The organism is Pseudomonas sp. GW821-FHT09E12 (assembly GCF_059416085.1).
The window spans coordinates 647,115-673,974 of the sequence record NZ_JBWKOM010000001.1 but is presented as its reverse complement, the minus strand read 5'-3'; the positions used below and the strand labels follow the sequence as shown (position 1 = coordinate 673,974).

General features: G+C 60.3%; 20 protein-coding genes, 1 tRNA gene and 5 pseudogenes. 16 read left to right on the top strand and 10 right to left on the bottom strand.

Going from position 1 to position 26,860, the window contains the following annotated elements:
• Nucleotides 1-73: 73 nt before the first annotated feature.
• The 6 genes from AC07PQ_RS03110 to AC07PQ_RS03085 all read right to left on the bottom strand — a co-directional run bounded on the left by AC07PQ_RS03110 (nt 74) and on the right by AC07PQ_RS03085 (nt 7,338).
• Nucleotides 74-1,648, bottom strand: a complete 1,575-nt coding sequence (locus AC07PQ_RS03110) for an ABC transporter ATP-binding protein (protein ID WP_007924455.1) — start codon at nt 1,646-1,648, stop codon at nt 74-76.
• 17 nt (nt 1,649-1,665) lie between these two features.
• On the bottom strand, nt 1,666-2,688 hold the full coding sequence (locus tag AC07PQ_RS03105) for an ABC transporter permease (RefSeq protein WP_062822787.1): 1,023 nt from the start codon (nt 2,686-2,688) through the stop codon (nt 1,666-1,668).
• The gene (locus AC07PQ_RS03100; protein ID WP_493184462.1) at nt 2,688-3,749 is read right to left on the bottom strand and encodes a microcin C ABC transporter permease YejB; all 1,062 of its coding nucleotides are present in this window, start codon (nt 3,747-3,749) and stop codon (nt 2,688-2,690) included. The genes AC07PQ_RS03105 and AC07PQ_RS03100 overlap by 1 nt, the downstream gene beginning before the upstream one ends.
• A complete protein-coding gene (locus AC07PQ_RS03095; RefSeq protein ID WP_493184463.1) occupies nt 3,749-5,617 on the bottom strand; it encodes an extracellular solute-binding protein in 1,869 nt (622 codons plus the stop codon). Before AC07PQ_RS03095 ends, AC07PQ_RS03100 begins: the two co-directional genes overlap by 1 nt.
• A gap of 135 nt (nt 5,618-5,752) precedes the next feature.
• Nucleotides 5,753-6,034, bottom strand: coding sequence for a peptidylprolyl isomerase (locus AC07PQ_RS03090; RefSeq protein WP_007924449.1), 282 nt, complete (start codon nt 6,032-6,034; stop codon nt 5,753-5,755).
• A gap of 212 nt (nt 6,035-6,246) precedes the next feature.
• Nucleotides 6,247-7,338 carry a 3-deoxy-7-phosphoheptulonate synthase gene (locus AC07PQ_RS03085; protein WP_087092736.1) on the bottom strand — a complete coding sequence of 364 codons (1,092 nt, stop codon included), beginning with the start codon at nt 7,336-7,338 and terminating at the stop codon, nt 6,247-6,249.
• A gap of 641 nt (nt 7,339-7,979) precedes the next feature.
• On the opposite strand from AC07PQ_RS03085, the gene AC07PQ_RS03080 reads away from it, so the two are divergent.
• Nucleotides 7,980-8,738 carry a carbon-nitrogen hydrolase family protein gene (locus AC07PQ_RS03080; protein ID WP_493184464.1) on the top strand — a complete coding sequence of 253 codons (759 nt, stop codon included), beginning with the start codon at nt 7,980-7,982 and terminating at the stop codon, nt 8,736-8,738.
• Nucleotides 8,735-9,181 carry a GNAT family N-acetyltransferase gene (locus AC07PQ_RS03075; protein WP_277589117.1) on the top strand — a complete coding sequence of 149 codons (447 nt, stop codon included), beginning with the start codon at nt 8,735-8,737 and terminating at the stop codon, nt 9,179-9,181. The genes AC07PQ_RS03080 and AC07PQ_RS03075 overlap by 4 nt, the downstream gene beginning before the upstream one ends.
• Nucleotides 9,182-9,238: 57 nt before the next feature.
• On the opposite strand, the gene AC07PQ_RS03070 is transcribed toward AC07PQ_RS03075, so the two are convergent.
• Nucleotides 9,239-9,469, bottom strand: coding sequence for a DNA-binding protein (locus AC07PQ_RS03070; protein WP_007924438.1), 231 nt, complete (start codon nt 9,467-9,469; stop codon nt 9,239-9,241).
• An 81-nt stretch (nt 9,470-9,550) separates the two neighbouring features.
• Here AC07PQ_RS03070 and AC07PQ_RS03065 point away from each other — a divergent pair, with 81 nt between their 5' ends.
• The 3 genes from AC07PQ_RS03065 (at nt 9,551) to uvrC (ending at nt 12,529) form a co-directional block, all read left to right on the top strand.
• Nucleotides 9,551-9,916 (top strand): helix-turn-helix domain-containing protein, encoded by a 366-nt coding sequence (locus AC07PQ_RS03065; protein WP_007924437.1) that lies wholly within the window; start codon nt 9,551-9,553, stop codon nt 9,914-9,916.
• Between the two features lie 145 nt (nt 9,917-10,061).
• Nucleotides 10,062-10,703, top strand: coding sequence for a response regulator transcription factor GacA (gene gacA / locus AC07PQ_RS03060; protein ID WP_020295157.1), 642 nt, complete (start codon nt 10,062-10,064; stop codon nt 10,701-10,703).
• A 2-nt stretch (nt 10,704-10,705) separates the two neighbouring features.
• Nucleotides 10,706-12,529: an excinuclease ABC subunit UvrC gene (uvrC, locus tag AC07PQ_RS03055; RefSeq protein WP_053279749.1), complete on the top strand. Its 1,824-nt coding sequence runs from the start codon at nt 10,706-10,708 to the stop codon at nt 12,527-12,529.
• A gap of 8 nt (nt 12,530-12,537) precedes the next feature.
• Here the strand turns inward: uvrC and AC07PQ_RS03050 are convergent, their stop codons facing one another.
• Nucleotides 12,538-12,957, bottom strand: coding sequence for a hypothetical protein (locus tag AC07PQ_RS03050; RefSeq protein WP_037034347.1), 420 nt, complete (start codon nt 12,955-12,957; stop codon nt 12,538-12,540).
• Nucleotides 12,938-14,037: pseudogene (locus tag AC07PQ_RS03045) on the bottom strand (polymorphic toxin type 44 domain-containing protein). The gene AC07PQ_RS03050 and the pseudogene AC07PQ_RS03045 overlap by 20 nt, the downstream one beginning before the upstream one ends.
• Nucleotides 14,038-14,356: 319 nt before the next feature.
• Here AC07PQ_RS03045 and pgsA point away from each other — a divergent pair.
• From pgsA to AC07PQ_RS02990, 11 genes and pseudogenes are all read left to right on the top strand, one after another.
• Nucleotides 14,357-14,917 (top strand): CDP-diacylglycerol--glycerol-3-phosphate 3-phosphatidyltransferase, encoded by a 561-nt coding sequence (pgsA, locus tag AC07PQ_RS03040; RefSeq protein ID WP_493184465.1) that lies wholly within the window; start codon nt 14,357-14,359, stop codon nt 14,915-14,917.
• Nucleotides 14,918-14,980: 63 nt separating this feature from the next.
• A tRNA-Gly gene (locus tag AC07PQ_RS03035) sits at nt 14,981-15,056 on the top strand.
• A 222-nt stretch (nt 15,057-15,278) separates the two neighbouring features.
• Nucleotides 15,279-17,114 carry a tyrosine-type recombinase/integrase gene (locus AC07PQ_RS03030; RefSeq protein WP_493184466.1) on the top strand — a complete coding sequence of 612 codons (1,836 nt, stop codon included), beginning with the start codon at nt 15,279-15,281 and terminating at the stop codon, nt 17,112-17,114.
• Between the two features lie 1,042 nt (nt 17,115-18,156).
• Complete coding sequence (gene kdpF, locus AC07PQ_RS03025; RefSeq protein WP_087092744.1) at nt 18,157-18,246, top strand: K(+)-transporting ATPase subunit F; 90 nt, start codon at nt 18,157-18,159, stop codon at nt 18,244-18,246.
• A gap of 8 nt (nt 18,247-18,254) precedes the next feature.
• Nucleotides 18,255-19,949 carry a potassium-transporting ATPase subunit KdpA gene (kdpA, locus tag AC07PQ_RS03020; RefSeq protein ID WP_493184467.1) on the top strand — a complete coding sequence of 565 codons (1,695 nt, stop codon included), beginning with the start codon at nt 18,255-18,257 and terminating at the stop codon, nt 19,947-19,949.
• 25 nt (nt 19,950-19,974) lie between these two features.
• Nucleotides 19,975-22,016 (top strand): annotated as a pseudogene (gene kdpB / locus AC07PQ_RS03015) (potassium-transporting ATPase subunit KdpB); the annotation flags it as partial.
• A 114-nt stretch (nt 22,017-22,130) separates the two neighbouring features.
• Entirely contained in the window at nt 22,131-22,682 is a 552-nt protein-coding gene (gene kdpC, locus AC07PQ_RS03010; protein WP_037005296.1) for a potassium-transporting ATPase subunit KdpC, read from the top strand.
• Between the two features lie 52 nt (nt 22,683-22,734).
• A pseudogene (locus AC07PQ_RS03005) lies at nt 22,735-23,022 on the top strand (histidine kinase); the annotation flags it as partial.
• 175 nt (nt 23,023-23,197) lie between these two features.
• Nucleotides 23,198-23,902: a response regulator gene (locus AC07PQ_RS03000; protein WP_493184468.1), complete on the top strand. Its 705-nt coding sequence runs from the start codon at nt 23,198-23,200 to the stop codon at nt 23,900-23,902.
• Between the two features lie 76 nt (nt 23,903-23,978).
• Nucleotides 23,979-24,405, top strand: a pseudogene (locus tag AC07PQ_RS02995) (IS21 family transposase); the annotation flags it as partial.
• A gap of 156 nt (nt 24,406-24,561) precedes the next feature.
• Nucleotides 24,562-24,899 (top strand): annotated as a pseudogene (locus tag AC07PQ_RS02990) (ATP-binding protein); the annotation flags it as partial.
• A gap of 182 nt (nt 24,900-25,081) precedes the next feature.
• Here AC07PQ_RS02990 and mobH read toward each other — a convergent pair.
• Nucleotides 25,082-26,806, bottom strand: coding sequence for a MobH family relaxase (gene mobH, locus AC07PQ_RS02985; RefSeq protein ID WP_493184469.1), 1,725 nt, complete (start codon nt 26,804-26,806; stop codon nt 25,082-25,084).
• Nucleotides 26,807-26,860: the final 54 nt, after the last annotated feature.

Sequence of the window (26,860 nt, the reverse complement as noted above, 5' to 3'; positions counted from 1 at the left end):
TATAGGCGCTGCGGTACTGCAAGTACACCGCGTCGAACCTATCGCGGGCAAGCCTCGCTCCTACGGAACAGGGTCAGGCGGGGTGGGCGGCGGCCAGCAGTTCCTGGGTGTAGGGATGTTGCGGCGCGTCGAACACTTCGTGGCTGGGCCCGCGTTCGACCACCTTGCCGTCCTTGATCACGATCATGTCGTGGGCCAGGGCGCGCACCACCGCCAGGTCGTGGCTGATAAACAGGTAGGTCAGGCCGTGGCGTTCCTGGAGCTGGCGCAACAGCGCCACCACCTGTTTCTGCACGGTGCGGTCGAGGGCCGAGGTCGGTTCGTCCAGCAAAATCAGCGCCGGCTTGAGCACCAGGGCCCGGGCAATGGCGATGCGCTGGCGCTGGCCACCGGAAAACTCGTGGGGGTAGCGATGGCGGCTGGCCGGGTCCAGGCCGACTTCTTCCAGCACCTGGATCACCTGCTGCTCGCACTGCTGGGCGGTGGACTGGCTGTGCACTTCCAGGCCTTCGCTGATGATCTGCGCCACCGACATCCGCGGGCTGAGGCTGCCGAACGGGTCCTGGAACACCACCTGCATCTGCTTGCGCCACGGCCGCAGCTGCTTCTGGTTGAGGCCGTCGAGGGCCTCGCCCTGGAAGCGGATGCTGCCTTCGGAGTCCAGCAGGCGCAGGATCGCCTGGCCGAGGGTCGACTTGCCGGAGCCGGACTCGCCGACGATGCCCAGGGTCTTGCCCCGTTGCAGGCTCAGGCTGATACCGTCCACCGCCCGCAGGTATTGCTTGCGCCGGAACAGCCCGCCGCCGATCTGGAACTGCACGTTGAGGTCGTCCACCTGCAACACCACTTCGCGCTCGTCCCGGGGCAGGGCTTCGCCTTCCGGCTCGGCATTGAGCAGCACGCGGCTGTAGGGGTGCTGGGGCGCGCTGAACAGGGTTTCGCACGGCGCCTGCTCGACAATCTGCCCGGCCTTCATCACACAGACGCGCTGGGCGATGCTGCGCACCAGGTTGAGGTCGTGGCTGATCAGCAGCAGCGACATGCCCAGGCGTTGTTGCAGGGATTTGAGCAGCAGCAGGATCTTGCGCTGCACCGTCACGTCGAGGGCGGTGGTCGGTTCGTCGGCGATCAGCAGCTCCGGCTCGCAGGCCAGGGCCATGGCGATCATCACCCGCTGGCGCTGGCCGCCGGAGAGCTGGTGCGGGTAGGCCTTGAGCCGCTCCTCGGGTTTCTGGATGCCCACCAGGCGCAGCAGCTCGAGGATCCGCGCCTGGGCCGCCTTGCCGCCCAGGCCCTTGTGCAGCAACAGGGTTTCGCCGATCTGCTTTTCGATGCTGTGCAGCGGGTTCAGCGAAGTCATTGGCTCCTGGAAAATCATGGCGATGCGGTCGCCACGCAGCTTCTGCAAGGTCCGTGCTTCGGCACCGAGCAATTCCTGGCCACGGTAGCGGATGCTGCCGCTGCTCTGGGTGTCGCAGTCGGGCAGCAGTTGCAGGATCGAATGAGCGGTCACCGACTTGCCCGACCCCGACTCGCCGACCAGGGCCAGGCACTCGCCGGGGCGGATATCCAGGCACAGGTCGCGCACCACTTTCTGACCGTTGAAGGCCACATTGAGGTCGCGGATTTCGATCAGGTTGTCAGTCATTTAACAGTCCGCTTGATTCAGGAGCGTGGATCGAAGGCATCGCGCAGCGCCTCACCGATAAACACCAGCAGCGAGAGGATCAGCGCCAGGGTGAAAAACGCCGTCAGGCCCAGCCAGGGCGCTTGCAGGTTCTGCTTGCCCTGGCCGATCAGCTCGCCCAGGGAGGCGCTGCCGGCGGGCATGCCGAAGCCGAGGAAGTCCAGGGCGGTGAGGGTGGAAATCGCCCCGGTGAGAATGAACGGCAGGTAGCTCAGGGTGGCGTTCATCGCATTGGGCAGGATGTGCCGCACGATCACCTTGCGGTCGTTGAGGCCCAGGGCCCGGGCGGCCTTGACGTATTCCAGGTTGCGCCCGCGCAGGAACTCGGCGCGCACCACGTCCACCAGGGCCAGCCAGGAGAACAGCGCCATGATCCCCAGCAGCCACCAGAAGTTCGGCTCGACGAAACCGGAAAGGATGATCAGCAGGTACAGCACCGGCAGCCCCGACCAGACTTCCAGCAGGCGCTGGCCCAGCAGGTCGACCCAGCCGCCGTAATAGCCCTGCAGGGCGCCGGCGGCGATGCCGATCAGGGCGCTGATAAAGGTCAGGGCCAGGGCGAACAGGATCGACACCCGGGCGCCGTAGATCACCCGGGCCAGCACGTCACGGGCCTGGTCGTCGGTGCCCAGCCAGTTGACCGCGGTCGGCGGGCTTGGGGCCGGGCGGCTGAGGTCGTAGTTGGGCGTGTCTTCGCTGAACGGGATCGGCGGGAACAGCAGCCAGCCGCCGTCCTGGCGGATCAGCTGCTGCACGTAGTCGCTGCGGTAGTCGGCCTGGAACGGCAGCTGCCCGCCGAACTCCTGCTCGGTGTAGCGCTTGAACACCGGGAAATACAGCGAGCCCTGGTAGCTGACCACCAGCGGTTTGTCGTTGGCGATCAGCTCACCACCGAGGGTGAGGATGAACAGGCCGATAAACAGCCACAGCGACCACCAGCCACGGCGGTTTTTCTTGAAGCGCTCGAAGCGCCGGCGCGCCAGCGGGGAGAGCTTGAGCATCAGGCGTTCCTCGCGGCGAAGTCGATACGCGGATCGACCAGGGTGTAGCAGAGGTCGCCGATGAGTTTTATCAGCAGGCCGAACAGGGTGAAGATGAACAGCGAGCCGAACACCACCGGATAGTCCCGCGACACCGCGGCCTCGTAGCTCATGCGGCCGAGGCCGTCGAGGGAGAAGATCACCTCGATCAGCAAGGAGCCGGCGAAGAACACGCTGATAAAGGCCTGGGGAATGCCCGAGACCACCAGCAGCATGGCGTTGCGGAACACATGGTCGTAGAGCACCCGGCGCTCGCTCAGGCCCTTGGCCCGGGCGGTGACCACGTACTGGCGGGTGATCTCGTTGAGGAACGAGTTCTTGGTGAGGATGGTCAGGGTGGCGAAACCGCCGATCACCAGGGAGGTCACCGGCAGCACCAGGTGCCAGAAGTAGTCGGCGATCTTGCCCAGGGTGCTCAGTTGCTCGAAGTTCTCCGAGACCAGCCCGCGCACCGGGAACCAGTTCAGCGAGGTGCCGCCGGCAAAGACCACGATCAGGAACATGGCGAACAGGAAGGCCGGCATGGCGTAGCCGATGATGATCGCGGTGCTGCTCCAGATATCGAAATGGCTGCCGTGGTGCACCGCCTTGCGGATCCCCAGGGGGATCGACACCAGATAGGTGATCAGCGTCGCCCAGAGCCCGAGGGAAAGGGTCACCGGCATTTTCTGCAGGATCAGCTCGGTGACCGTGGCGCCGCGGAAGAAGCTCTTGCCGAAGTCCAGCTGCGCGTAGCTCTTGAGCATCAGCCACAGGCGCTCGTGGGCCGGCTTGTCGAATCCGTACTGTTTCTCGATGTCCTTGATCAGCTGCGGGTCGAGGCCGCGGCTGGCCCGTGAGTTGCCGCTGATGCCATCGCTCGAACCGCCGAGGTTGCCGCCACCGCCTATGCCTTGCAGGCGGGCGATGGCCTGTTCCACCGGGCCGCCGGGGGCGGCCTGGACGATGGCGAAGTTGACCAGCAGGATGATCAGCAGGGTCGGGATGATCAGCAGCAGGCGCCGCAGGATATACGCCAGCATCAGTGCGGTCCTCCGGGCTTGCCGCGCTGGACGCGCTCGGCAGCCATTTGCTCGTTGGTCAGGGGCGTGCGGCTCATTTCCCACCAGCTTTCGATGGCTTCGTCATTGCTGGCGGGAATGGCCGGCATGCCGAAGCGGTTCCACCACACGGTGGAGGTGCCCGGCGGGTAGTAGTTGGGGATCCAGTAGTAATTCCATTGCAGCACCCGGTCCAGGGCGTGGGCGTAACTCAGCATCTGTGGCTGGCTGGTGGCCTTGACCAGGCCGCTGATCAGGCTGTCCACCGCCGGGTTCTTCAGCACCATCAGGTTGCTGGAGCCAGGGTCGTTGGCCGCCGCCGAGCCGAAGTAGTTGTACAGCTCCAGCCCTGGCGAGGTGGTCACCGGGTAGCCGGTGACGATCATGTCGTAGTCGCGGGCCATCAGTCGGTTGACGTACTGCGAGGCGTCGATGCGGCGGATTTCCAGGGTGATGCCGATCTGCGCCAGGTTGCGCTTGTAGGGCAGCAGCAGGCGCTCGATGCCGTTCTGGCTGTTGAGGAAGGTGAAGCGCAGCGGCTCGCCGTCGGCGTTGACCAGCTGGTCGCCGTCGGGTTTCCAGCCGGCCGCTTCGAGCAGGGCCAGGGCTTGCAGCTGTTTATCGCGGATCAGGCCGCTGCCGTCGGTTTTCGGCGCCTCGAAGACCTGGGTGAAGACTTCGTCGGGAACCTGCCCGCGCAGCGGTTCGAGGATCTTCAGTTCTTCGGCATCCGGCAGCGCCCGCGCCGCCAGGGCGCTGTTGGAGAAGAAGCTCTGCTGGCGGATGTACAGGTCGCGCATCATCTGCCGGTTGCTCCACTCGAAGTCCCAGAGCATGGCCAGGGCCTGGCGCACGCGGCGGTCCTGGAACATCGGCTTTTGCAGGTTGAACACGAAGCCCTGGGCCGGTTGCGGCGCCTGCTTGGCCAGGTGGGCCTTTTGCAGGCGGCCATCGCTCAGGGCCGGGCTGTCGTAACCGATGGAGAAGCCGGTGGCGGAGAATTCGCGGTTGTAGTCGTAGGCGCCGCCGCGCAGTACCTGGCGGGCGACGTCGGTGTCGCCGAAATACTCGATGCTGAAGCGGTCGAAGTTGTACAGGCCGCGGCTGACCGGCAGGTCCTTGCCCCACCAGTCGGCATCGCGGGTGAAGGTGATGCTGTTGCCGTTATCGACTTTGCCCACCTTGTACGGGCCGCTGCCCAGGGGCGCTTCGTAACCACCGCCGCCGGCGAAGTCGCGACTCTTCCACCAGTGCTCGGGCAGTACCGGCAGGGTCGCGATATCCAGGGGCAGAGTGCGGTTTTCATTGCTCTTGAAGTCGAAGCGGATCACCCGCGGCGACTCGACTTCGACGTCCTTGACGTCGGCGAACTGGGTGCGATAACGCAGGCTGCCCTGGGTCATCAGCAGGTCGTAGGTGTAGCGCACGTCTTCGGCGGTGATCGGCTGGCCGTCGGCGAAGCGCGCCTTGGGATTGAGGTAGAAACGCAGCCACAGGCCGTCGTCGGCGCGCTCCATCTTTTGTGCCACCAGGCCGTACACGGTGTAGGGCTCGTCCAGCGAACGCTGGGCCAGGGGGGAATAGATATAGCCGTCGAGTTGCGAGACGCCGATGCCTTTGTCGATGTAGGGCAACACATGGTCGAAGCGGCCGATCTCGATGGCCGAGCGGCGCATGCTCCCGCCCTTGGGCGCCTGTGGGTTGGTGTAGGCGAAGTGGCTGAAGCCGGCGGGGTACTTGGCCGGTTCGCCATAGACGGTCAAGGCGTGTTGCGGTGCGGCGTCGGCACTCGCGGTGCCCAGCAGCAGGGCCAGGGCGGTGAAGAGCAGGGAGGGGAAAAGCAATCGCATTGTCAGCCTTAAGAGCCGGGTGATCGATGATCACGATTTGTACGCTACCGGCGCGCTGCTGACCAGCGCGGGCCGTAGCCCAAACACAACGGCCCACCAAAGGGCGGGCCGTCGTTCACGCAAATCGCGACAGGATCAGTCCTGGCGGCTGGTCACTTCCAGCAGGTGATAACCGAACTGGGTTTTCACCGGGCCTTGCACGACGTTGACCGGGGCGCTGAACACCACGGTGTCGAATTCCTTGACCATCTGGCCCGGGCCGAACGAGCCGAGGTTGCCGCCGTCACGGCTGGATGGGCAAGTGGAGTTCTTCTTGGCGACTTCGGCGAAGTCGGCGCCGGCTTCGATCTCGGCTTTCAGTTCGTTGCACTTGGCTTCGCTGGCAACGAGGATGTGACGGGCAGTGGCTTTGGCCATGGGGAGTTGCTCCTTTCAAGAAAGTGGTGAGCCTACCGGATTGTGTAGCCTATTTCTCGTCAAAGTTCCGTCAAAGCGTTGCAGCAAGGGATGGTCGGTCGATGGCATTTATTCTGTAGGAGCGAGGCTTGCCCGCGATAACGATGACGCGGTGTACCTGACTTGCCGCGTCGCCTGTATCGCGGGCAAGCCTCGCTCCTACGGGGGCGGGATCAGGCGGAAGCCGGAATGGCTTGCCGGCTGTTGCGCAGTTGCCGGGCGGCATTGCGCAGCAGTTGCTCGGTGGCGTCCCAGCCCAGGCAACCGTCCGTCACCGAAACCCCGTAGCGCAGCGTCGGGCTCAGGGGTTGGCAACCCTCGAACAGATGGCTCTCCAACATCACCCCGACCAGGGACGAATCGCCCTGCAGGCGCTGCTCCAGGACTTCGTCGAACACCGCCGGTTGGCGAAGCGGGTCCTTGCCGCTGTTGGCATGGCTGCAATCGACCATGATCCGCGCCGGGATCTTCAGTTTCTGCAAGTCGTGCTGGACCTGGGCCACGCTCTGGCGATCGTAGTTCGGGCCGCGATGGCCGCCACGCAGCACCAGGTGAGTGTCGGGGTTGCCCGGGGTCTGGATCACCGCCGGATGGCCCTGGCTGTCGACGCCGAAATGGCGGTGCGGGTGCGCCGCCGAGCGCATGGCGTCGCAGGCGATGCCGACGCCGCCGTCGGTGCCGTTCTTGAAGCCCACGGGCATACCCAGGCCGCTGGCCATTTCCCGGTGGATCTGCGATTCGGTGGTGCGCGCGCCAATGGCGACCCAGCTCAGCAGGTCGTCGAAGTAGCCCGCGGCCATGGGTTGCAGCAGCTCGGTGGCGATCGGCAGGCCCAGGCGGAGGATTTCGCGCATCAGTTCACGGGACAGGGTCAGGCCGCCGGCCATGTCGTCGCTGCCATCCAGGCGCGGGTCGTAGGCCAGGCCTTTCCAGCCGACGGTGGTGCGCGGTTTTTCGACGTAGGCGCGCATCACTAGCAGCAGGTCGTCGCTGACCTCGGCGGCCAGGCTGGCCAGGTTGCTGGCGTATTCCAGGGCGGACTGGGGATCGTGGATCGAGCAGGGGCCGACGACGACCAGCAAACGGGAGTCTTCACCGTTGAGGATGGCGCGCACTGCCTGGCGATGGGCGGCGACTTGCTGGCCGAGGGCCGGGCTGAGCGGCAGTTGCTGCTTGAGCTCCAGCGAGCTGGGCAGGCGCTGGCTCAGGGTTTCGTTGGCGCAGTTGCGGGTGGACAGCGGCAGAGCGGATACGGACGAGTTCATGTTCAAGGCTTCCTGGGCAGGCGGCGGGTAGTGTCCCGCGCGCGGCCCTACTGGGGTGTTCGACAATTGGCCGGATTGGCTGTGCAGGTGTGTTTGCCACCAGTAGGTGACCGATCGGAGGCGGCAGGCTGTCCCGAACGGAGGCTGCTAAATCGCCAGGTGGTGCAAGTGTCGTAACGGTAATAGGTGGCGTAGTTCATGGTTTCAATCCTCGGTAAGTTCGGTGTGTTGCTGAAAGTCGTGGTTAAAAATCGTTGGCCCAGAAAAACAAAACCCCCGGTCGGGAGGCCGACCGGGGGTGAGATTTTCTCTGGTAGGCGACCCGTTCAAGTGGGCGCCGTTTGGGTATCAGGCGCGCCAGTGGCTAAACCAATACCCAAAATAAAAGCTCGCCGGAGCACAGGCGTTTTTCACCCAGGCAGCCGCACCGACGCGCGAGGCGCTGGCAGTGTGACGATGCATGGAAAGGGTGAGGGACGACATGCTGTTTCTCCGTGAAGTGGGCCGAGCTTACTAGAGGCCGGGGTGGCGGTTCAATCAGAAATTCCTATTACCTGGCCAGTAAGTGCCTATGAGTGAAGCGTTTTGAAGTTTTATGACACACTCGCCACGCCCTCATTTGTGCTCATTCAGGACGAATCATGACCTCCCTGACCCTTGCCGCCGCCCAATCGATTTCCGTTGCCGGAGACCTGCCGGGCAATATCGCCCGGCACCAGGCCTTTATCCGCGCCGCGGCGGAGCAGGGTGTGCAATTGCTGGTGTTTCCCGAGCTGTCCCTGACCGGCTATGAGCCGGCGCTGGCGGCCGAGCTGGCGGTCTTGCCCCAGAGCCTGTTGTTGCAACCGTTGCGCGACCTGGCCCGGGAGCTGGGGGTGACGGCGGTGGTGGGCATGCCCATTCGCCTGTCGGCCGAGGGTCCGTTGTTGATCGGCGCCCTGGTGCTGGCGGCCGATGGTTCGTTGGCGGTCTATAGCAAGCAGCATCTGCATGCCGGCGAGAAGTTGGTGTTCAGCCCAGGCACGGGTGGCGCGAACCTGAGGTTCGCCGAGGACCGGGTGGCCCTGGCGGTGTGCGCCGATTTCTCCCACGCCAGCCACGCGCATGCGGCGGCGCAGTCCGGCGCCGGCATCTATGCCGCCGGCGTGCTGATCAGCGAAAACGGCTACGCCGCGGACAGTGCCTTGTTGCAGGGGTACGCGGTGGAGCACGCAATGCTGGTGCTGATGGCCAACCACGGCGGACCGACCGGGGGCTGGGTGTCGGCGGGCCGCAGCGCGATCTGGGGGCCGGATGGCGCTCTGATCGTGGCCGCCGCAGGCTGTGGCGACGAGTTGCTGATCGCCCGGCGCGACGCCGGTCGCTGGAGTGGTCAACAAGTGACGGTCGAAGCGCCTTGAACGGTTTCCAACTGCGTCCGGCCATCACCCCGGAGGATCTGCTGTTCGCCCGCGACCTGACCCGCAGCACCATGCTGGGCTATTACATCCGTCACGACCTGTTGTGGTTGGACGAAGCTTTCGATGTGGCCTGGGCCGGGCGGGAGAACCTGCTGATCTGCCAGGGCGCCGAGGTGCTGGGGTTCGTCAGCCTGAGTCGCGATTCCAGGGCCTTGTATATTCGCGAGTTGCATGTGCTCGAGGCGTTTCGCGGGCAAGGTGCCGGAGCCTGGACCATCGAACAGGTGCGGGCGATGGCGCGCGGCGAACGGCGCGCGCTGCTGCGACTGACGGTGTTCAAGGACAACCCGGCGCAGGCGCTCTATGGGCGCATGGGGCTGAAGGTGGTCGGGGAAGACGAGTGCTTTCTACGGATGGAGCGAAGCAGCGCCGCGGATGCGTAGCCGCTGGTTTTTGTGTGGGACGGCGGTTGTCCCGAGCAGTGTGGCGACAGTCGAGGATCAGGCGGGCGCCTGATCGGGGTCCTCCGGCTCGGCCAGGATGATGCCGTCTTTCATACCCAGCAATACGGCCACCTTGTGCGCCTCTCCGCGTCGTCCTTTCTTGCGGCCGGCCAATACCTGGTAGGTGGTGGCTGGGTCGACCCCGTGTTCACGGGCGAACTGTTGAACCGATTTACCTTGATGTTCAAGCCAGGCCTTGGCTTGTGCGGCAGTGCGGATACCGGGCATAGTTCAAAACCGTTCAAATTTGTTCAATGCTTGAAGGGTGTAACACCCCTAGGGGTGCATAAAAAAGGATCATACATCCAAATGAGTGGAATCGGTTCGCGGTTAAGACAGGAAAGGGAACGCCTGGGGTTGTCGCAGAAAAAATTTGGTGAAGTTGGCGGCGTGGAAGCCAATGCCCAAGGCAGATATGAAAGTGGAGACCGTGTGCCCAAGGCGGATTACTTGTCCCGGGTGGCGGCAAAAGGGGTCGATGTCCTTTATATAGTGACCGGCAGGCGGACCCCGACCAGGGCCGATAACCTCAGCCAGAGCGAAGAGAAAATCCTCGTCAGTTATCGGGCCTTGTACAAGGAAGATCAGGACGCGATCCGGCACCTGACCCATACCCTTGCCGAGCTTTCGGTTTCCAGCCTCATGAAAAGAAAGGCGGACGCCCGAGAGCCTTAGGGCAGGGCGTTCGCAGCGCATCAACCATCCACCGGATACCCCTGGTGAACAAGTGCTTTTTATATGGTGTTTGTCATTAGGTCAGCACGCTGCTTTTTTGCTAAGGTGTCCGGCAACCTATAAGACCAAATCGCGAGGTGTCTGCTTGATTAGGGTGCTAGTAGTCGATGACCATGATCTCGTTCGTACAGGTATTACACGAATGCTGGCTGACATCGATGGCCTGCAAGTGGTCGGTCAGGCCGAATCAGGGGAGGAATCCCTGCTCAAGGCCCGGGAGTTGAAACCCGATGTGGTCCTCATGGACGTCAAGATGCCCGGGATTGGCGGTCTTGAAGCCACGCGCAAGTTATTGCGCAGTCACCCGGATATCAAAGTCGTGGCCGTCACCGTGTGTGAAGAAGATCCGTTCCCGACCCGCTTGCTGCAAGCCGGTGCGGCGGGTTACCTGACCAAGGGCGCGGGTCTCAACGAAATGGTGCAGGCCATCCGCCTGGTGTTTGCCGGCCAGCGTTACATCAGCCCGCAAATTGCCCAGCAATTGGTGTTCAAGTCATTCCAGCCGTCCAGTGATTCACCGTTCGACGCCTTGTCGGAGCGCGAGATCCAGATTGCGCTGATGATTGTCGGCTGCCAGAAAGTGCAGATCATCTCTGACAAGCTGTGCCTGTCTCCGAAAACCGTGAATACCTACCGTTACCGTATCTTCGAGAAGCTCTCGATCAGCAGTGATGTCGAACTGACGTTGCTGGCGGTTCGCCACGGCATGGTCGATGCCAGCGCCTGACAATGACCGACCCGTTTGATCCCAGTGCTTTTCTTTCTACCTGCAGTGGCCGTCCTGGCGTGTATCGCATGTTCGACAGCGATGCACGTCTGCTTTACGTCGGTAAAGCCAAGAACCTGAAGAGCCGCCTGGCCAGCTACTTTCGCAAGACCGGCCTGGCGCCGAAGACCGCTGCCCTGGTGGGGCGCATCGCGCAGATCGAAACCACCATCACCGCCAACGAAACCGAGGCCCTGCTGCTGGAGCAGACGCTGATCAAGGAATGGCGGCCGCCGTACAACATCCTGTTGCGCGACGATAAGTCCTATCCCTATGTGTTTCTGTCGGACGGCGAGTTTCCGCGTTTCAGCATCCATCGCGGGGCGAAGAAGCAGAAGGGCAAGTACTTCGGCCCGTACCCCAGCGCCGGGGCGATTCGCGAGAGCCTGAGCCTGCTGCAAAAGACCTTCATGGTCCGCCAGTGCGAGGACAGCTACTACAAGAACCGCACCCGGCCGTGCCTGCAATATCAGATCAAGCGCTGCAAGGCGCCGTGCGTCGGCCTGGTGGAGGCCGAGGTGTACGCCGAGGATGTGCGCCACTCGGTGATGTTCCTCGAAGGCCGCAGCAATGCCCTGACCGATGAACTGTCGGCGGGCATGGAGCAGGCGGCCAGCACCCTGGACTTCGAGAAGGCCGCCGAGCTACGCGACCAGATTTCCCTGCTGCGGCGGGTGCAGGACCAGCAGAGCATGGAAGGCGGCAGTGGCGACGTCGACGTGGTGGCGGCTTTCGTCAATCCGGGCGGCGCCTGCGTGCACCTGATCAGCGTGCGTGGCGGCCGGGTACTGGGCAGCAAGAACTTCTTTCCCCAGGTGGGTATCGAGGAAGAGGTGGCCGAGGTCATGTCGGCCTTCCTTGGCCAGTACTTTCTCAGCAGCCCGGAGCGCGACCTGCCCAGCGAGCTGATCGTCAACGTGGTCCATGAAGATTTCCCGACCCTGATCACCGCGATCCAGGCCTTGCGCGGCCGTGAGCTGAGCATCAGCCACCGGGTGCGCGGCACGCGGGCGCGCTGGCAGCAACTGGCGGTGACCAACGCCGAGCAGGCCCTGAGCGCGCGGCTGGCCAATCGGCAGCATGTGGCCGCACGTTTCGAAGCCCTGGCTGAAGTGCTGAACCTGGACGAGCCGCCGCAACGCCTGGAGTGTTACGACATCAGTCACTCCAGCGGCGAGGCGACCGTGGCGTCCTGCGTGGTATTTGGCCCGGAAGGTCCGCTGAAATCCGATTACCGGCGCTACAACATCGAAGGCGTCACCGCCGGCGACGACTATGCGGCGATGCACCAGGCCCTGACCCGGCGCTTCAGCAAACTCAAGGACGGTGAGGGCAAGCTGCCGGACATCCTGTTGGTGGACGGCGGCAAGGGCCAGCTGTCCATGGCCCGCGACGTGCTCAACGAGCTGGCGGTGCCCGACCTGATCCTCTTGGGGGTGGCCAAGGGCGCGACGCGCAAGGCCGGTTTCGAGACCCTCTACCTCAACGATGCGGCCCATGAGTTCACCCTCAAGGGCGACTCACCGGCGCTGCACCTGATCCAGCAGATCCGCGACGAGGCTCACCGTTTCGCCATCACCGGGCACCGCGCGCGTCGCGGCAAGACCCGCCGCACTTCGACCCTCGAAGGCGTGGCCGGCGTCGGCCCCAAGCGCCGCCGCGACCTGCTGAAGCATTTTGGCGGATTGCAGGAGCTGTCTCGCGCCAGCATCGACGAAATCGCCAAGGCACCGGGGATCAGTAAAAAGCTCGCTGAACTGATTTATGCGAACTTGCATAGCGAGTAGGGGAGAGTTCAGGGGCGGAAAGGGTCAGGCTCGCCCTCGCATTTCTTCAAGCGAGCAATAATGTCAGGAGCAGTTTTAGTGGTGTCGATCCTGCCTGCTGCATCAAGGTAGATGTCTATCGTTGCCCAGCGCTTCGGTGTGATATCGATGCATTGTTGAAGCCCTTTATCCGTCCACCAAAAGAACATCATAAAGAAGTCCTCGTCAGGAAATATGTAGCTGGACTCAATGGCAGTGCCCCCATGCTTAATGTCGCCTCTATGGATTCTGTCCTGAGTGTTCCAGACATATCGGAACTCTTCCTTGCTATCCGGGGAAAAGTCGACCGATACAACCGGGGAGGCAAAATGCCAAAGTGCTATAGGGAGGATGACAAGAATCAGAAACAGCCAGCGGCCATATCGGACCTTATGTTTCTTTGCAGACATGTACCCGGGCCCCCTTTCTCCATTCTTGAAGCGGTACTGCAAGAACCTCGTCCATGATCATCTTTGCCGTGACGCCTCCGTGGGGGTGTTGTCGATAGAGTTTAATGCCAATACTAATGGATGTTCGGTCAGGCGCATCATCCCATGCCCGCATACCTTCGATATCTGCTGAGCGATGTGGGCCAGGTAGTTCCCATTCTGCTTTAGGTTTTTTATACATCTCTTCAACCTTCCGAGCGGCGTCTGATCCTATTTGTTCTATACCTGCACCGTCCAAGAGGACGCTTTCAGAAAGGCCTCCAGCCATCCCCACATAGCCATAGTGGATGTTCGACCAGATGTCGTAGAAGTAATCGTAGTCACCCTGTTTGTGCCAAATTCCCCCGATGGTCTTGCGAATAATAGGCTTGTGGTCCCACGGTCGATTTTGACCTACTCGTTCTGTCCAGATAGCTAAGGCTTTCGCTCTCTTCCCCAGCGCTAAGCTGTAGAAGTCAGGGCTTTGACCAAGACGAAGATAGAAAGGAAGCTCCTTATACTTCTTTGCCTCAGCAGTTGGGCTAAAGCTGTTGAGGTCCTTCATTTGCCGCACAGACGCGCTATTGATATTGGCGTTCATTTCACCCGCGATGTAGCTCGCCAGTTCCTCCATGCGGTCGGGATCGGTGCAAACCTTCTCCTCTGGCTGCTCTTCAGGCGCCTTAGAGACCGCACCAGCAAGGTCGCCATCTTTTCATCGTCTACCGAGCCGTCCGGGCGAAACACGCCGAGGGCCGCGAAGTTAATGATCACCGCGTCAGGAGTGGGCCCAAGGACAAAGCCACCGAAGGTGTCACCCGACCCCGTGATGATCGTCCCGCCGTGACTGGTCGGCCTCCCTAAATGGGCCATGGGGCGACCATTCAGGATGATCGATGGAAACCCCGTGGTGATGACCGCGCCACAGCCGCAAGTGTCACCGACACGGGCTGCCCCCATGGAGTTGATATGGATATCGGAGGAAGCAGAAGCAATCGATGTGATGCCGTGACCGGGAAGCGGGCAGACGTGTTTATCGCCCAGGCGAGCAGAAGAGAGCATTTTATCGTCCTTGCGTTGACTGATCAGCGAAGTTCTTTGTAGAGCTTTGCGAACCTAGCAAGTGGCGATGGGCAGGGCTTTAGGACGATTCTGAACTTGGATGGAGCCTGCCGCGAGCTTGAGCACCTGACATGCGGAGTACCCGTGCCTGATTCTTGTCGCGCTCGTTCAGGCCTCCTGAAGTTGCTCTTTCGAGGCGCTCAAAGTCTTGGAACAGTGTTAGACACGCTGTGCGAGAAGCCCGTAGAATGGCCGTGCCTACCTCATCTGCTGTCTTTTTCGAGTAGATTGCCAACTCACCTCGTAGCCAGTTGTGCCGATGAATATCCCTAATCTGATCACCGTTCTACGCGTTCTGCTCATCCCGATCTTCATTTTGCTGTTTTACCTGCCTTACTCCTGGAGCTACATGGCCGCCAGTTCCGTCTTCGCGTTCGCCGCGGCCACCGACTGGCTCGATGGTTACCTGGCGCGACGCCTGGAGCAAAGCACGCCGTTCGGGGCCTTCCTCGATCCGGTGGCCGATAAGTTGATGGTGGCGGTGGCCCTGGTGCTGCTGGTGCAAGAGCACGGCAACCTGTGGCTGACCCTGCCGGCGGCGGTGATCATCGGACGCGAAATCGTCGTCTCCGCCCTCCGTGAGTGGATGGCCGAACTGGGTGCCCGTGCGCAAGTGGCGGTGTCCAACATGGGCAAATGGAAAACCGCCGCGCAGATGATGGCGCTGGTGATCCTGCTGGCCAACCCGCCGGCCTTCACCTTCTGGGTGCTGCTGGGTTATGCCTTGCTGTTGATCGCGGGAGGCCTGACCCTGTGGTCCATGCTGCAGTACCTGCGCGCGGCCTGGCCGCATCTGAAGACCGATGTGGAAAAGAAATAAAACTTTTTTGAATCAAGGGGTTGACGCAGTTTCGAATTTCTATAGAATGCACACCACCAAGACGCGGGAATAGCTCAGTTGGTAGAGCACGACCTTGCCAAGGTCGGGGTCGCGAGTTCGAGTCTCGTTTCCCGCTCCAAATATTGCGCTGCAGAGTTCCACTGAATTCTGTAAGCGATTGAAATCAGGACCTTCGGGTCCTTTTTTCGTTCCGGCGGGAACCACTGAAATCCAGCACTATCCGGTGCGTTTAAGTCCAGGATTAAGTCCAGGATTCTGACGCGTAAGGAATCGGTTTGTTGCTGGAGCAGTTTGCGTAGCGAGATGAACATCTGGCCCTGACTCTGTTCAGGAGCTCGCGATGGCACTCTCAGAAATGTCTATTCGGCACGCCCGAATCACTGGTATTGACTACACCCTTGGTGACAGTGATGGCCTCACACTTAATGTGACTGCCAGCGGCGGAAAAATCTGGCTTTTCCGTTACTACTGGATGGGCAAGCAGAAACGCATGTCCCTAGGTAGTTACCCCCAAATTGGGCTTAAAGAAGCGCGTACTCGTCGTGATGAAGCGCGTGCCTTGGTTGCCCAGGGGATCAATCCCTATGAGCACCGTAAAGAACAGCGCCGTGCTGTTCGTTTTGTGACAGAGCATACCTTCGAGGCCGTGTTCGATCAGTGGGTGGAGTTCCGCAGGCTGAGCCTAAAGGAAGGGCGTCAGAGCACGCTCTCGCAAATCTTGAGAATCTTCAATAAAGACGTCTTGCCTACACTGGGTGGGCGGTCCATCTACGATATCAGTCGTCACGATCTGCTGGATTTGCTAAGCAGGATCGAACAACGCAAGGCATTAACGACAGCTGAAAAGTGCCGGACCTGGTTCAACCAATTGTTCCGCTATGCGCTGGTGAAGATCGAGGGGTTGGAACACAATCCGGCTTCAGACCTCGATGTTGTCGCACTCCCCAAACCTCCGGTGTCACACAATCCGTTTCTTCGTATGGACGAGCTGCCTGAGTTGATGACTGCTCTCCGAAACTATGGTGGAGCGAACCAAACACGCCTTGGCCTTCGATTGTTGTTGCTGACCGGTGTCCGCACGGGTGAGCTACGCTTGGCGACACCCGATCAGTTCGATCTGAAGCAGCGGTTATGGATCATACCGGCGGAGGTGGTGAAGCAACTCCAGTTAGCTATGCGGAAGCCAGGCAAGCAGGTCCTCAATATACCGCCCTACATCGTCCCGCTCTCGGTTCAGGCGCTTGAAATAGTGCGTCACTTGTTGGACCAGGTTCTCCCTGCGCAACGATATTTGTTCGCGCATCGAAGCGACCTAAGCAAGCGCATAAGCGAGAACACCCTGAATGGAGCGCTACACCGGATGGGATATGCCGATCAACTCACAGGTCATGGGATGAGGGCTACGATCTCGACGGCGCTTAACGAGATTGGCTACCCTAAGGTATGGGTAGACGCGCAGCTTTCTCATGCCGATCCAGACAAGGTGAGCGCGGCCTACAACCATGCGGAATATGTCGAGCAGCGTCGGACCATGATGCAGGATTGGGCAAATAGATTGGACCTTTGGGGGCAGGGTAAACCGAAAGCAGCAAGCTCTCCGTTGACTATTCGTTTAGAGGGCGCAGCTTCGCTGCCCTTGCTGCAAAACGCGAACGCAAATGCTGTTCTGTATAGCAGCTTTCCACCGGCGACTGCCTCATCGACGATGCTGGTCAGTAGCGAGAAAGTCCCCATTAGGTCCAATCAATCGCCTGTTGTACCCGCTCCAATACGGACTGAAAAAGCTCACAACTCTCACGTGTCTGACATCCAGCGCGAGCGCGCCGAGATGCTAGCAACGTTTGAGGCCTCGAGTAGCTTGCCACTGCTTGTCTTCGCCAGGCTGGCAGGAAAATCCCGCGATCAGATCAATCGCGATATCAAAGCTCGACGTCTTCTATCCCTGAGCTTGGGAAATCGTGGTCAACGTATTCCCGATTGGCAGCTTGATCCATTGCGGCACAAGTTGGTTCTCTCGGTGCTGATGCAGTCACCGGATGCGGATGCATGGAGACTTTATGGCGCTCTTTGTAAGCCTCAGGAGCGACTAAAAGGTCGTTCGCCAATCGATGTGCTCACTCTGGAGAATTTTGACGTAACTGCACAGATCGTTTGCAGTGTTCTGGGCTCAAGTTGAAGTGCTGTCTTCGAGTGGTGGCAATGATGTCGTCACTCGCTGAATGCATCAGGCGCGAGCTACTTCTGGATGTGTGAAATTCACAAGTCACCTGGAATGTTGAGAAGGATTGGGAAGAGGCTTCTATTGCGTCAAATGACACCATTTGGCAATATCTTGTCCCCACATTCTCCTGTCAGCTCTCCATCCCTCTCATTTGGGGGCTGCGTCTTGGATATGGTGGGTAACCCGGCCTCGTGCCGGGTTTTTTATTCGTCCGGCAAACATGGTTGGCGCAAAAATTTGGAATATTCAGCCCCTCGTCTAATGGAGTGCTAGGGGGGCGAGTGTCAGAATCACTCTGTCCCGGCCATTTTCGATGACTTGGCTGAACACTCACTAGTTCAACAACCGCACCATCCACTCTGAAAGCATTGATCTTGTCTGGTCTATTAGTGGTTGTTAGTAGGCGGCGTTGGTTTCATCCAGCCATCGTGATTGATTTATTTGCTCGCCGAGTCATTGGGGGGCATTTTTCTTTGGTCAATGACGCCAGCCTTGTTAGCAAGGTGCTACGCATGGCGACACCTGAATTGAAGTTTCATTCAGATCAGGGCTGTCAGCGACACCAGTCGCAAGTTTCAAAAAGAGCTGATGCGTCAAAGCATGAGTCATTGCGGACAATGCTGGGACAATGCACCAACGGAGCTATTTTCCGGCACGCTGAAGTCAGAATGGGCCCCTCGCAGCGGCTATGACACGATCGAGGTATAAGCCAACATGGTGCGCTTCTTCATGTACTACAACCGGACCAGGCTTCATTGCTATAAAAACTACCTGTCGCCAGTAACCATGGAACAAAAGTCTGCATAAAAACCGTAACCGATGTTCGAAGCTATTAAGCCCGTGCAGGCTTGCTCGTGAAGAGACCTACCACTGTATAACCTCCCACTTTTTACGTTTTATTTATACCCCGTCACACCCTTCGATCTCGCACCTTTACGGCCACTCTACGGACAATATACTCCGAACGCGGCAATACGCCGTAATAGGGGGAATTTCCATGAGTACTCTGGATGGGGTCTCACTGCTATTGGCAGTGGGACTGTTCATTTATTTGATGATTGCGCTGTTGCGCGCGGATCGGAACTAGGAGCGGCGATGCACAGTTATGACTATTGGCTGATCCTCGGCTTCTTTGCCCTGGTGCTGCTGCCCGCGCCTTTCCTGGGGCGGTTCTACTACAAGGTAATGGAGGGCCAGCGCACCTGGCTTTCTCCGCTGTTAGGGCCGGTCGAACGCGCTTGTTACCGGCTTTCGGGCGTCGATGTGCAAAGCGAACAGAGCTGGCAGAAATACACCCTGGCCTTGCTTGCGTTCAACCTGGCCGGCTTCCTGTTGCTGTTCGCGATCCTGCTGTTCCAGGATCATCTGCCGCTCAATCCGCAGAATCTGCCGGGGCAGGAGTGGACGCTGGCGTTCAACACCGCGGTCAGCTTCATGACCAACACCAACTGGCAGGCCTACAGCGGTGAAGCCTCGCTGAGCTACCTGAGTCAGATGATCGGCTTGACTGTGCAGAACTTCGTCAGCGCCGCCACCGGTTTGGCGGTGTTGGTCGCCCTGTGTCGTGGCATCGGCCGCAAGTCGACCAAGACTCTGGGCAACTTCTGGGTCGACATGACCCGTGCCACCCTCTACGGCCTGCTGCCGCTGTGCCTGCTGCTGGCATTGTTCCTGGTCTGGCAGGGCGTCCCGCAAACCTTCGCCCAGTATGTCCACGCCGTGACCCTGCAAGGCGTCGATCAGGTGATCCCGCTCGGCCCGGCCGCTAGCCAGATTGCGATCAAGCAACTGGGTACCAATGGTGGGGCTTTCTTCGGCGTCAACTCGGCGCACCCCTTCGAGAACCCGACGGCCTGGAGCAACCTGTTCGAGGTGGCCTCGATCATCCTGATCCCGGTGGCCCTGGTGTTCACTTTCGGCCACTACGTCAAAGACCTACGCCAGAGCCGCGCGATCATCGCCTGCATGCTGGCACTGTTCCTGATCGGCGGCGCGATTTCGCTGTGGGCCGAGTACCAACCCAATCCGACCCTGGCCAACGCTGCCGTCGAACAGACCGCGCCGCTGGAAGGCAAGGAAGTACGCTTCGGGACCACCGCCACCGTGCTCTGGTCGGTAACCACCACCGCGGCGTCGAACGGGTCGGTCAACGGCATGCACGACAGTCTCAACCCCCTGAGCGGCATGGTGGCGATGATCAACATGATGGTCGGCGAGGTGATCTTCGGCGGCGTCGGCGCGGGCCTCTACGGCATGCTGCTGAACGTGCTGATCGCGGTCTTCCTCGCCGGCCTGATGATCGGGCGCACCCCGGAATACCTGGGCAAGAAGCTGCAGGCCAAGGAAGTTCAGCTACTGGTGGTGACCTTGCTGGTGATGCCGGTCGGCGTACTGGTACTCGGCGCGATAGCCGCCAGCCTGCCAGGCCCTGCGGCCTCGGTGACTAACCCTGGCGCTCATGGTTTCAGCCAGTTGCTGTACGCCTACACCTCGGCCGGTGCCAACAACGGTTCGGCGTTCGGCGGCTTTGGTGCCAACACCCCGTTCCACAACCTGATGCTGGGCCTGGGCATGTTGATCGGCCGCTTCGGCTACATCCTGCCGGTGCTGGCCCTGGCCGGCAGCCTGGCGCTGAAAAAGACCGCGCCGGTCGGCCAGAACAGCTTCCCGACCCATGGTCCGCTGTTTGTCACATTGCTGACCATGACCATTCTGCTGGTGGGTGGCTTGACCTTCCTGCCGACCTTGGCCCTGGGTCCTATCGCTGAACACTTGAGCATGGGCTTCTGAGGACTATTGATGAATATGCCCGTAACTAAACCGATCGTCGTCAAGGCGTCGGAACAATCGAAAACCTCGATCGCAGCCCTGTGGCGTCCAGCGCTGGTACAGGCCTTCGTCAAGCTCGACCCACGCCAGCTGCAACGTTCGCCGGTGATGCTGGTAGTCGAGCTGACCGCGATCCTGACCACGGTACTGTGCCTTGTGCCGGATACCGCGGTACCAACCTTCGTCGCCGCGCAGATCGCCCTCTGGCTGTGGTTCACCGTGCTGTTCGCCAACTTCGCCGAGGCCCTGGCCGAAGGTCGTGGCAAGGCCCGCGCCGACAGTCTCAAGGCTGGCAGCGAAGGCCTGAGTGCCCGCCTGAAAAAGGCCAATGGCAGTTTCCAGGTGATCCCTGCCGCCAATCTGCGCAAAGGCGATGTGGTGCGGGTCGAAGCCGGGGAAATGATCCCCGGTGACGGTGAAGTCATCGAAGGTATTGCCGCGGTCAACGAGGCGGCGATCTCCGGTGAGTCGGCTCCGGTCATTCGCGAGTCCGGCGGCGATCGTTCGGCCGTGACCGGCAATACCCGCCTGGTGTCCGACTGGTTGCTGGTGCGTATTACCAGCAATCCGGGCGAGTCGACCCTCGATCGCATGATCGCCTTGGTGGAAGGCGCCAAGCGCCAGAAGACCCCCAACGAAGTGGCGCTGGACATCCTGCTGATCGGCCTGACCCTGATCTTCCTGATCGTGGTCGTGACCCTGCAGCCGTTTGCCCACTTTGCCAATGGCAGCCTGCCGCTGGTGTTCCTGGTGGCGTTGCTGGTGACCCTGATTCCGACCACCATCGGTGGCCTGCTGTCGGCCATCGGGATCGCCGGGATGGACCGCCTGGTGCGGCTGAACGTGATCGCCAAATCCGGTCGTGCCGTGGAAGCGGCGGGTGACGTGCATGTCCTGCTGCTGGACAAGACCGGCACCATCACCTTCGGTAACCGTCGTTGCGCGGCCATCCACGCAGCGCCCGGGGTCAACCACCAGGAAATGGCCGAGGCGACCTTGCTGGCCTCGCTGGCGGACGACACGGCGGAAGGCAAATCCATCGTCGAATACCTGCGCGGGCTTTATCCACAGCCCGAGCCGGGCGCCGAAATGCTGACCGCCGTGCCGTTCAGTGCCGAGACCCGGCTGTCCGGTGTCGACTATCAGGGGCGGGTCTATCGCAAGGGCGCGGTGGATTCGGTGCTGGCCTTCGTCGGTCTGCAACGGGGCGACCTGGCCCCGGCGCTGTCCCGGGAGATCGACAAGGTTGCCCAGAGTGGCGGCACGCCGCTGCTGGTGTGCGCCGAGGGCAAGCTGCTGGGGGCCATTCACCTCAAGGACGTGGTCAAGCCCGGTATCCGCGAGCGTTTCGCCGAGTTGCGCAAGCTGGGGATCCGTACCGTGATGGTGACCGGCGACAACCCGCTGACCGCCGCCGCCATTGCCGCGGAGGCTGGGGTGGATGACGTGCTGGCCGAAGCCACGCCGGAGAAAAAGCTGGCGCGCATTCGCCACGAGCAGAATGACGGTCGCCTGGTCGCCATGTGCGGCGACGGCGCCAACGACGCCCCGGCGCTGGCCCAGGCCGACGTCGGCATGGCAATGAACGATGGCACCCAGGCGGCGCGCGAAGCGGCGAACATGGTCGACCTCGACAGCGATCCGACCAAGCTGCTGGACGTGGTGCAGATCGGCAAGGAACTGCTGGTGACCCGTGGCGCCCTGACCACCTTTTCCATTGCCAACGATATCGCCAAGTACTTCGCGATCTTGCCGGCGCTGTTCGCGGCGATTTATCCACAGCTCGGCGTGCTCAATGTCATGCAACTGAGCAGCCCGCAGAGCGCGATCCTCTCGGCGATCGTGTTCAACGCCCTGATCATCGTCGTGCTGATTCCGCTGGCCCTGCGCGGCGTGCGGGTACAGGCGGCCAGCGCGGCCCATCTGTTGCGCCGCAACCTGCTGATCTATGGCCTGGGCGGGATCCTGGTGCCGTTCCTGGGCATCAAGCTGATCGACATGCTGCTGACGGCTTTGCACCTGGTGTAACCCCATCCCTGGAGGAGCGAGCCCGCTGGCGAGGCGCTGTCACTGAAGCATCGCCAGCAGGTCGTCTCCTGCAGCATTTGGGATGAGCTTGTTAACCGAATCGAGGATTTGATGATGTCCACTGTATTGCGTCCGGCCTTGAGCCTGATTGTGTTGATGACCCTGATCACTGGCGTGGCCTATCCGCTGGTGGTCACCGGTGTGGCCCAGGTGGCGTTCCCGAAACAGGCCAATGGCAGCCTGGTGCTCGATGGCGTGGGCCAGGTCCGTGGTTCGGCCCTGATCGCCCAGGATTTCAGCGGCGACAGCTGGTTCCACCCGCGTCCATCGGCCGGGGCTTTTGCCACGGTGTCCAGCAGCGCGAGCAACCTGGCGCCGAGCAACCCGGCCCTGGCCAGCCGTGTGATCGACGACGCCAACAAGCTGGCGGTGCCAGGGCAGGGGCCGGTACCGCTGGCGCTGCTGACGACTTCGGGCAGCGGCCTGGATCCGCACTTGCCACCGGCAGCGATTAACTATCAACTGGCGCGGGTCGCGGCGGCGCGCAACCTGCCGGTCGCCACGTTGCAGCAACTGGTGGATGCCCATGTCGAGCAGCCTCTGATCGGCCCGCCGGTGGTGAATGTGCTGGCCTTGAACAGGGCGTTGGAAAAGCTCGCCCTGTAGCCAGCTGCTACAAGTTTGTATGTCGATGATTTGAGTCCAGAGAGAACAATGCATGAGTGATTCCGGCCGCGCCGACGCCCTGTTAGCCGATCTGTCCCATGACGGCCGCGGCCGGCTCAAGGTCTTCCTTGGCGCCGCCCCGGGCGTCGGCAAGACCTACGCCATGTTGCAGGCGGCGCACACGCAATTGCGTCAGGGGGTGACGGTCCTGGCCGGGGTGGTGGAAACCCATGGCCGGGCGGAAACCGAAGCCTTGCTCGGCGGTTTGCCGCAACAGCCGCTGGTGCGTTCCGAATACCGCGGGGTGATGCTTGAAGAGATGGACCTCGATGGCCTGCTCAAGGCCAGGCATGGTCGGTGCTCATGGTGAGCACATCGCGGTGGGCGAGGTGATTGAGGGATGTGGCACCTGTATCACCTTGTGCCTGCCGTTGCAGGCTCAACCGGAATTGGAGAGTTAAGCCTGAACTCGCCTGCATTACTCTCGTGCTATCTCTTTGTGTTGATGTGAGCTCATGAACCAGACCGCGACCATTTTGATCATCGATGACGAACCGCAGATCCGCAAATTCCTGCGCATCAGCCTCACCTCCCAGGGCTATAAGGTGCTTGAAGCCGGCACCGGCAACGAGGGCCTGGTCCAGGCGGCGCTGAACAAGCCCGACCTGCTGGTGCTCGATCTTGGCCTGCCGGACATGGACGGCCAGCAAGTGCTGCGCGAATTTTGCAAGTGGTCGACGGTGTCGGTGCTGGTGCTCTCGGTGCGCGCCAGCGAAGGGCAGAAGGTCCAAGCCCTGGATGGCGGCGCCAACGACTATATGACCAAGCCGTTTGGTATCCAGGAGTTTCTGGCCCGAGTGCGCGCCTTGTTGCGTCAGATGCCGGTCGGTGAGGCTCAGGAAGCGGTACTCAGTTTCGGCCCGCTCATTGTGAACCTGGCTTATCGCCGGGTGCTACTGGACGGTACAGAGGTGGCGCTGACACGCAAGGAGTATGCGGTGTTGGCGCAACTGGCGCGGCATCCGGGGCGGGTGATCACCCAGCAGCAATTGCTCAATGATATCTGGGGGCCGACGCACACCGAGGACAGCCACTATCTGCGGATAGTGGTGTCGCACTTGCGGCAGAAACTGGTGGATGATCCAACTCAGCCACGATTCATCGTCACCGAGTCAGGAGTGGGGTACCGGTTGTTGAGTGAGGGCAACTGTTGCCGCTGACCGAAAGCTGGCCTAGGTGCTCAACTGTCTCTGCTCAATTTTCGGGCAGGAACGCAGGGTGATCAGCATAGAAATGATGGGAACAATTCAGTGGATGTATTTTCGCGACAGACCGTCACTACATCAGATAGCCAGCGTATCGGGCTGTCGAGAAATACTATCCGAAAGTGGGGCGGGCACCCGAAGCAACTCAGCCTGTCTACCAGCGGTGTACAGTCTTCCACAAACTCAGTGTGGAGCCGGCACTTAAAACCGATTCGTTTTGTCCAAAGCACAATCGCAGGAGTGCCAAGCGCTCTTCATGCAGATCAAGGCCGGTTATGAGGTAGCTATAGCCAGCTCACGACCCTTATTCGCTCATGGTGCGGTGAAGGCCAAGGCCAGTCTTTACGTGTCTTTGTTCCGCTGACGTTCGCACTCGGTGAGCTGGAGCGAGAAGTCTTCTGATTGCCGATCAGCCGCGCATTTGGTCGGTTGTATATCCCAGCCAAGGCCGTGAGATGTCTTCTGCTACCGTCAACCCCTTGTACTGTGGATGAAGCAGTTCGTTCCAGAGAGCCCGGCAGTGTTGGCCGAACCAGGCACTCAGTTTCTCGAAGGCGTGGAACATGCCGTTTTGAGCATTGAGCGCAGATGCGCCATCGGCTCGAAATAGCTGCTTAAAATATCTTCTCCAACAGGAAACATGCGAATTGAGCTATACGCTCTATTGACCACCAGATGAACATGGTCAGGCTCCCTATGTATTGTGATCTGACGGGTTTCGACTTCAGTGCTTCCAGCACAGATGCGTGTTTGGTTAGAGATTTGGCCAACCTGAAGTTTATGGATACTGCATTGGATTTCGTTTTCATCGGTGGGCCTCGAACAGGCAAGACGTACCACCGCTTTGGCCGTGCCCGGGATCACGAGGTATAACAAACTCGTGTGCTTCTACTTCACGGTAGATCTGGTGAATTTTTTGGAACGTGAAAAATACGATGGCAAGACGAGCCGCACTTAATGCAGGCGTTCATGTCCTGGTCGTCTTGGGCTAAGACCGTCCGAGTGGAGTGAAAAGCTCAGGCAGGACTCACTGAATCCTATCCATCATCGAACGCTATCAGTCGCTGGGGAGCGGTAACAGATCGGTTCAGTGGCGAGTGTACCTAGCCTCGATTAATGAAGTGCACCGGGAACTTAAGCTTTTTCGACTTTAAGGAAAGGATTGTCGGGAGGTACAGATATAGTGTCGAACAATAGTGTTGGTTTTTCTAATAGATAACCTTTGAGTTTTGCTTTCTTTCGAGGACCTTCGACCTGACAGATCCAGATGTTCAAACCATCACTCCGTTTTCTATGGATCTTCAGTTTCTCAAATTGCCTCTGCACCCAACGCCATTCTTCAATATCTTGGTCTGACTCCTGAAAAATACCAGGAAACTCCTGAGCAAAACGTTGAAAAATACCAGGTGTGGCCAAAAAGACAGTGCCGCCGACAATGTGTACCTTGGCCTTGCTGTCATTGATGATCAGCTTGTGACTCTGGATACCTTCCTTGATCCAGTTCAGGAATACTTGACCAGAAGTATTTAACGAGGGATTTGATATTTCGAGGGCACTTGCGAACGATGCAGGACTGGCCTCAGGCCTCTCTAGCTCGAACATATCTAGCAGCGCGCTAAGGTAATCAGCATCCTCCATCACCATGGGGTCTGGCTGCGATTGACTTTGGCGCGATTCTGCAAAGACAGTCTTGGATGGTGATGCCGACGCGTCGGTTTGGTGGTCATCAAGCACCACATTTACTGTTCCACTAAAAGCTTCTGGGCGGTTTTCGCTCCCCCAAATCAACGCTGGTTGAAGGCGCAAAAAAGTAAAGCTCTGCTGCCAGCTTCCCTGCACCACGAGTGCTGTCCAGATGGCTTTGCCTTCCGGGGTTGACTCGACTAATCCATGCGATTGCAGTTCGTCGAACACGGCAATGTTGGAGGAGGGGATGCCATCAATCGATTGCGACAGCAGATAGGCTCGCAGCTTGTCCGTGAATGTTTTGCTGACGAGCCAGAGAGCATCTTGAGTCAACCATCCCGCGGCACCTGGCTGGTTGAGTTTCAGTTTGTGCTGAACCAAATGACGCAGTCCGCTGATCAAGTGGTGTTGCAGCGAATGAATCGGTGCTTGTAGCGCCTTGTTCGGGTTGCCACCAATGTTCTGCGCAGTGGAGACACGGTCGGCTTGAATTACCAACTCGCCCAGCACGCCGGCACGTTCGTACTGACCGGCCAGGACATACAGCAAGTTGGCCCAGAGCGACGGAAAGCCACTGAGCCAATCGAGTATCGGGCGGTCGATAATCTGGGTGTAGAGCAAACCGGCAGCGGCGCCGTGCAGGTGGTAGTCACGACCCTTGATGTAACGAAAACGGTATGGCTGATCCAGCGGGCCCTGCCAAGGATGCCAAAGACGACCATCTTGGCGTTCGACCTGCAGGTCCACGGCGATCTTGCCGATGTCATGGAGCAGGGCGCCATAGGCGATACCGGCGGACCAGGCGTCGGTCTGGGCGGCCTGATCTTCTGGAGCGGCACCAGTGGGGAGCAGATACGACTGGCGCAGCTTCAGACTACAGGCGACCAGCTCAAGACCATGGTCGAGCATGCCACCGAGATACGCATGGTGGTGTGTCTCGCTGGCCGGGAGTTGCTGGACCTGTTCGGCGTAGCGATGGATCGGATTTAAATAGAGTTGGATGAACTGCGCGTGGGAGAGGGCGGTGTATTGCCAGATGCGATCGAGCAACTGACGGCGGTGCTCCGCTGCTAACAAGCTGAGGGCCGACTCGATGGGCAGGTAACCTTCGGTGACGCTCACGGTTGGCGGCGGAGGGGGCTTCTGCCTTTTGCGGCGAAACAGGCTGAGCATCGCGACCTCCGGGAAGTGGCTGGGTCAGTGGCCTTTTAGCCTTTTCGGATAGGG

Bases quoted from the DNA above. Each gene is read 5' to 3' on its own strand.
- AC07PQ_RS03110 (WP_007924455.1), bottom strand. From the start codon at position 1,648: ATGACTGACAACCTGATCGAAATCCGCGACCTCAATGTGGCCTTCAAC.
- AC07PQ_RS03105 (WP_062822787.1), bottom strand. From the start codon at position 2,688: ATGCTCAAGCTCTCCCCGCTGGCGCGCCGGCGCTTCGAGCGCTTCAAG.
- AC07PQ_RS03100 (WP_493184462.1), bottom strand. From the start codon at position 3,749: ATGCTGGCGTATATCCTGCGGCGCCTGCTGCTGATCATCCCGACCCTG.
- AC07PQ_RS03095 (WP_493184463.1), bottom strand. From the start codon at position 5,617: ATGCGATTGCTTTTCCCCTCCCTGCTCTTCACCGCCCTGGCCCTGCTG.
- AC07PQ_RS03090 (WP_007924449.1), bottom strand. From the start codon at position 6,034: ATGGCCAAAGCCACTGCCCGTCACATCCTCGTTGCCAGCGAAGCCAAG.
- AC07PQ_RS03085 (WP_087092736.1), bottom strand. From the start codon at position 7,338: ATGAACTCGTCCGTATCCGCTCTGCCGCTGTCCACCCGCAACTGCGCC.
- AC07PQ_RS03080 (WP_493184464.1), top strand. From the start codon at position 7,980: ATGACCTCCCTGACCCTTGCCGCCGCCCAATCGATTTCCGTTGCCGGA.
- AC07PQ_RS03070 (WP_007924438.1), bottom strand. From the start codon at position 9,469: ATGCCCGGTATCCGCACTGCCGCACAAGCCAAGGCCTGGCTTGAACAT.
- AC07PQ_RS03065 (WP_007924437.1), top strand. From the start codon at position 9,551: ATGAGTGGAATCGGTTCGCGGTTAAGACAGGAAAGGGAACGCCTGGGG.
- uvrC (WP_053279749.1), top strand. From the start codon at position 10,706: ATGACCGACCCGTTTGATCCCAGTGCTTTTCTTTCTACCTGCAGTGGC.
- AC07PQ_RS03050 (WP_037034347.1), bottom strand. From the start codon at position 12,957: ATGTCTGCAAAGAAACATAAGGTCCGATATGGCCGCTGGCTGTTTCTG.
- pgsA (WP_493184465.1), top strand. From the start codon at position 14,357: ATGAATATCCCTAATCTGATCACCGTTCTACGCGTTCTGCTCATCCCG.
- AC07PQ_RS03030 (WP_493184466.1), top strand. From the start codon at position 15,279: ATGGCACTCTCAGAAATGTCTATTCGGCACGCCCGAATCACTGGTATT.
- kdpF (WP_087092744.1), top strand. From the start codon at position 18,157: ATGAGTACTCTGGATGGGGTCTCACTGCTATTGGCAGTGGGACTGTTC.
- kdpA (WP_493184467.1), top strand. From the start codon at position 18,255: ATGCACAGTTATGACTATTGGCTGATCCTCGGCTTCTTTGCCCTGGTG.
- kdpC (WP_037005296.1), top strand. From the start codon at position 22,131: ATGTCCACTGTATTGCGTCCGGCCTTGAGCCTGATTGTGTTGATGACC.
- AC07PQ_RS03000 (WP_493184468.1), top strand. From the start codon at position 23,198: ATGAACCAGACCGCGACCATTTTGATCATCGATGACGAACCGCAGATC.
- mobH (WP_493184469.1), bottom strand. From the start codon at position 26,806: ATGCTCAGCCTGTTTCGCCGCAAAAGGCAGAAGCCCCCTCCGCCGCCA.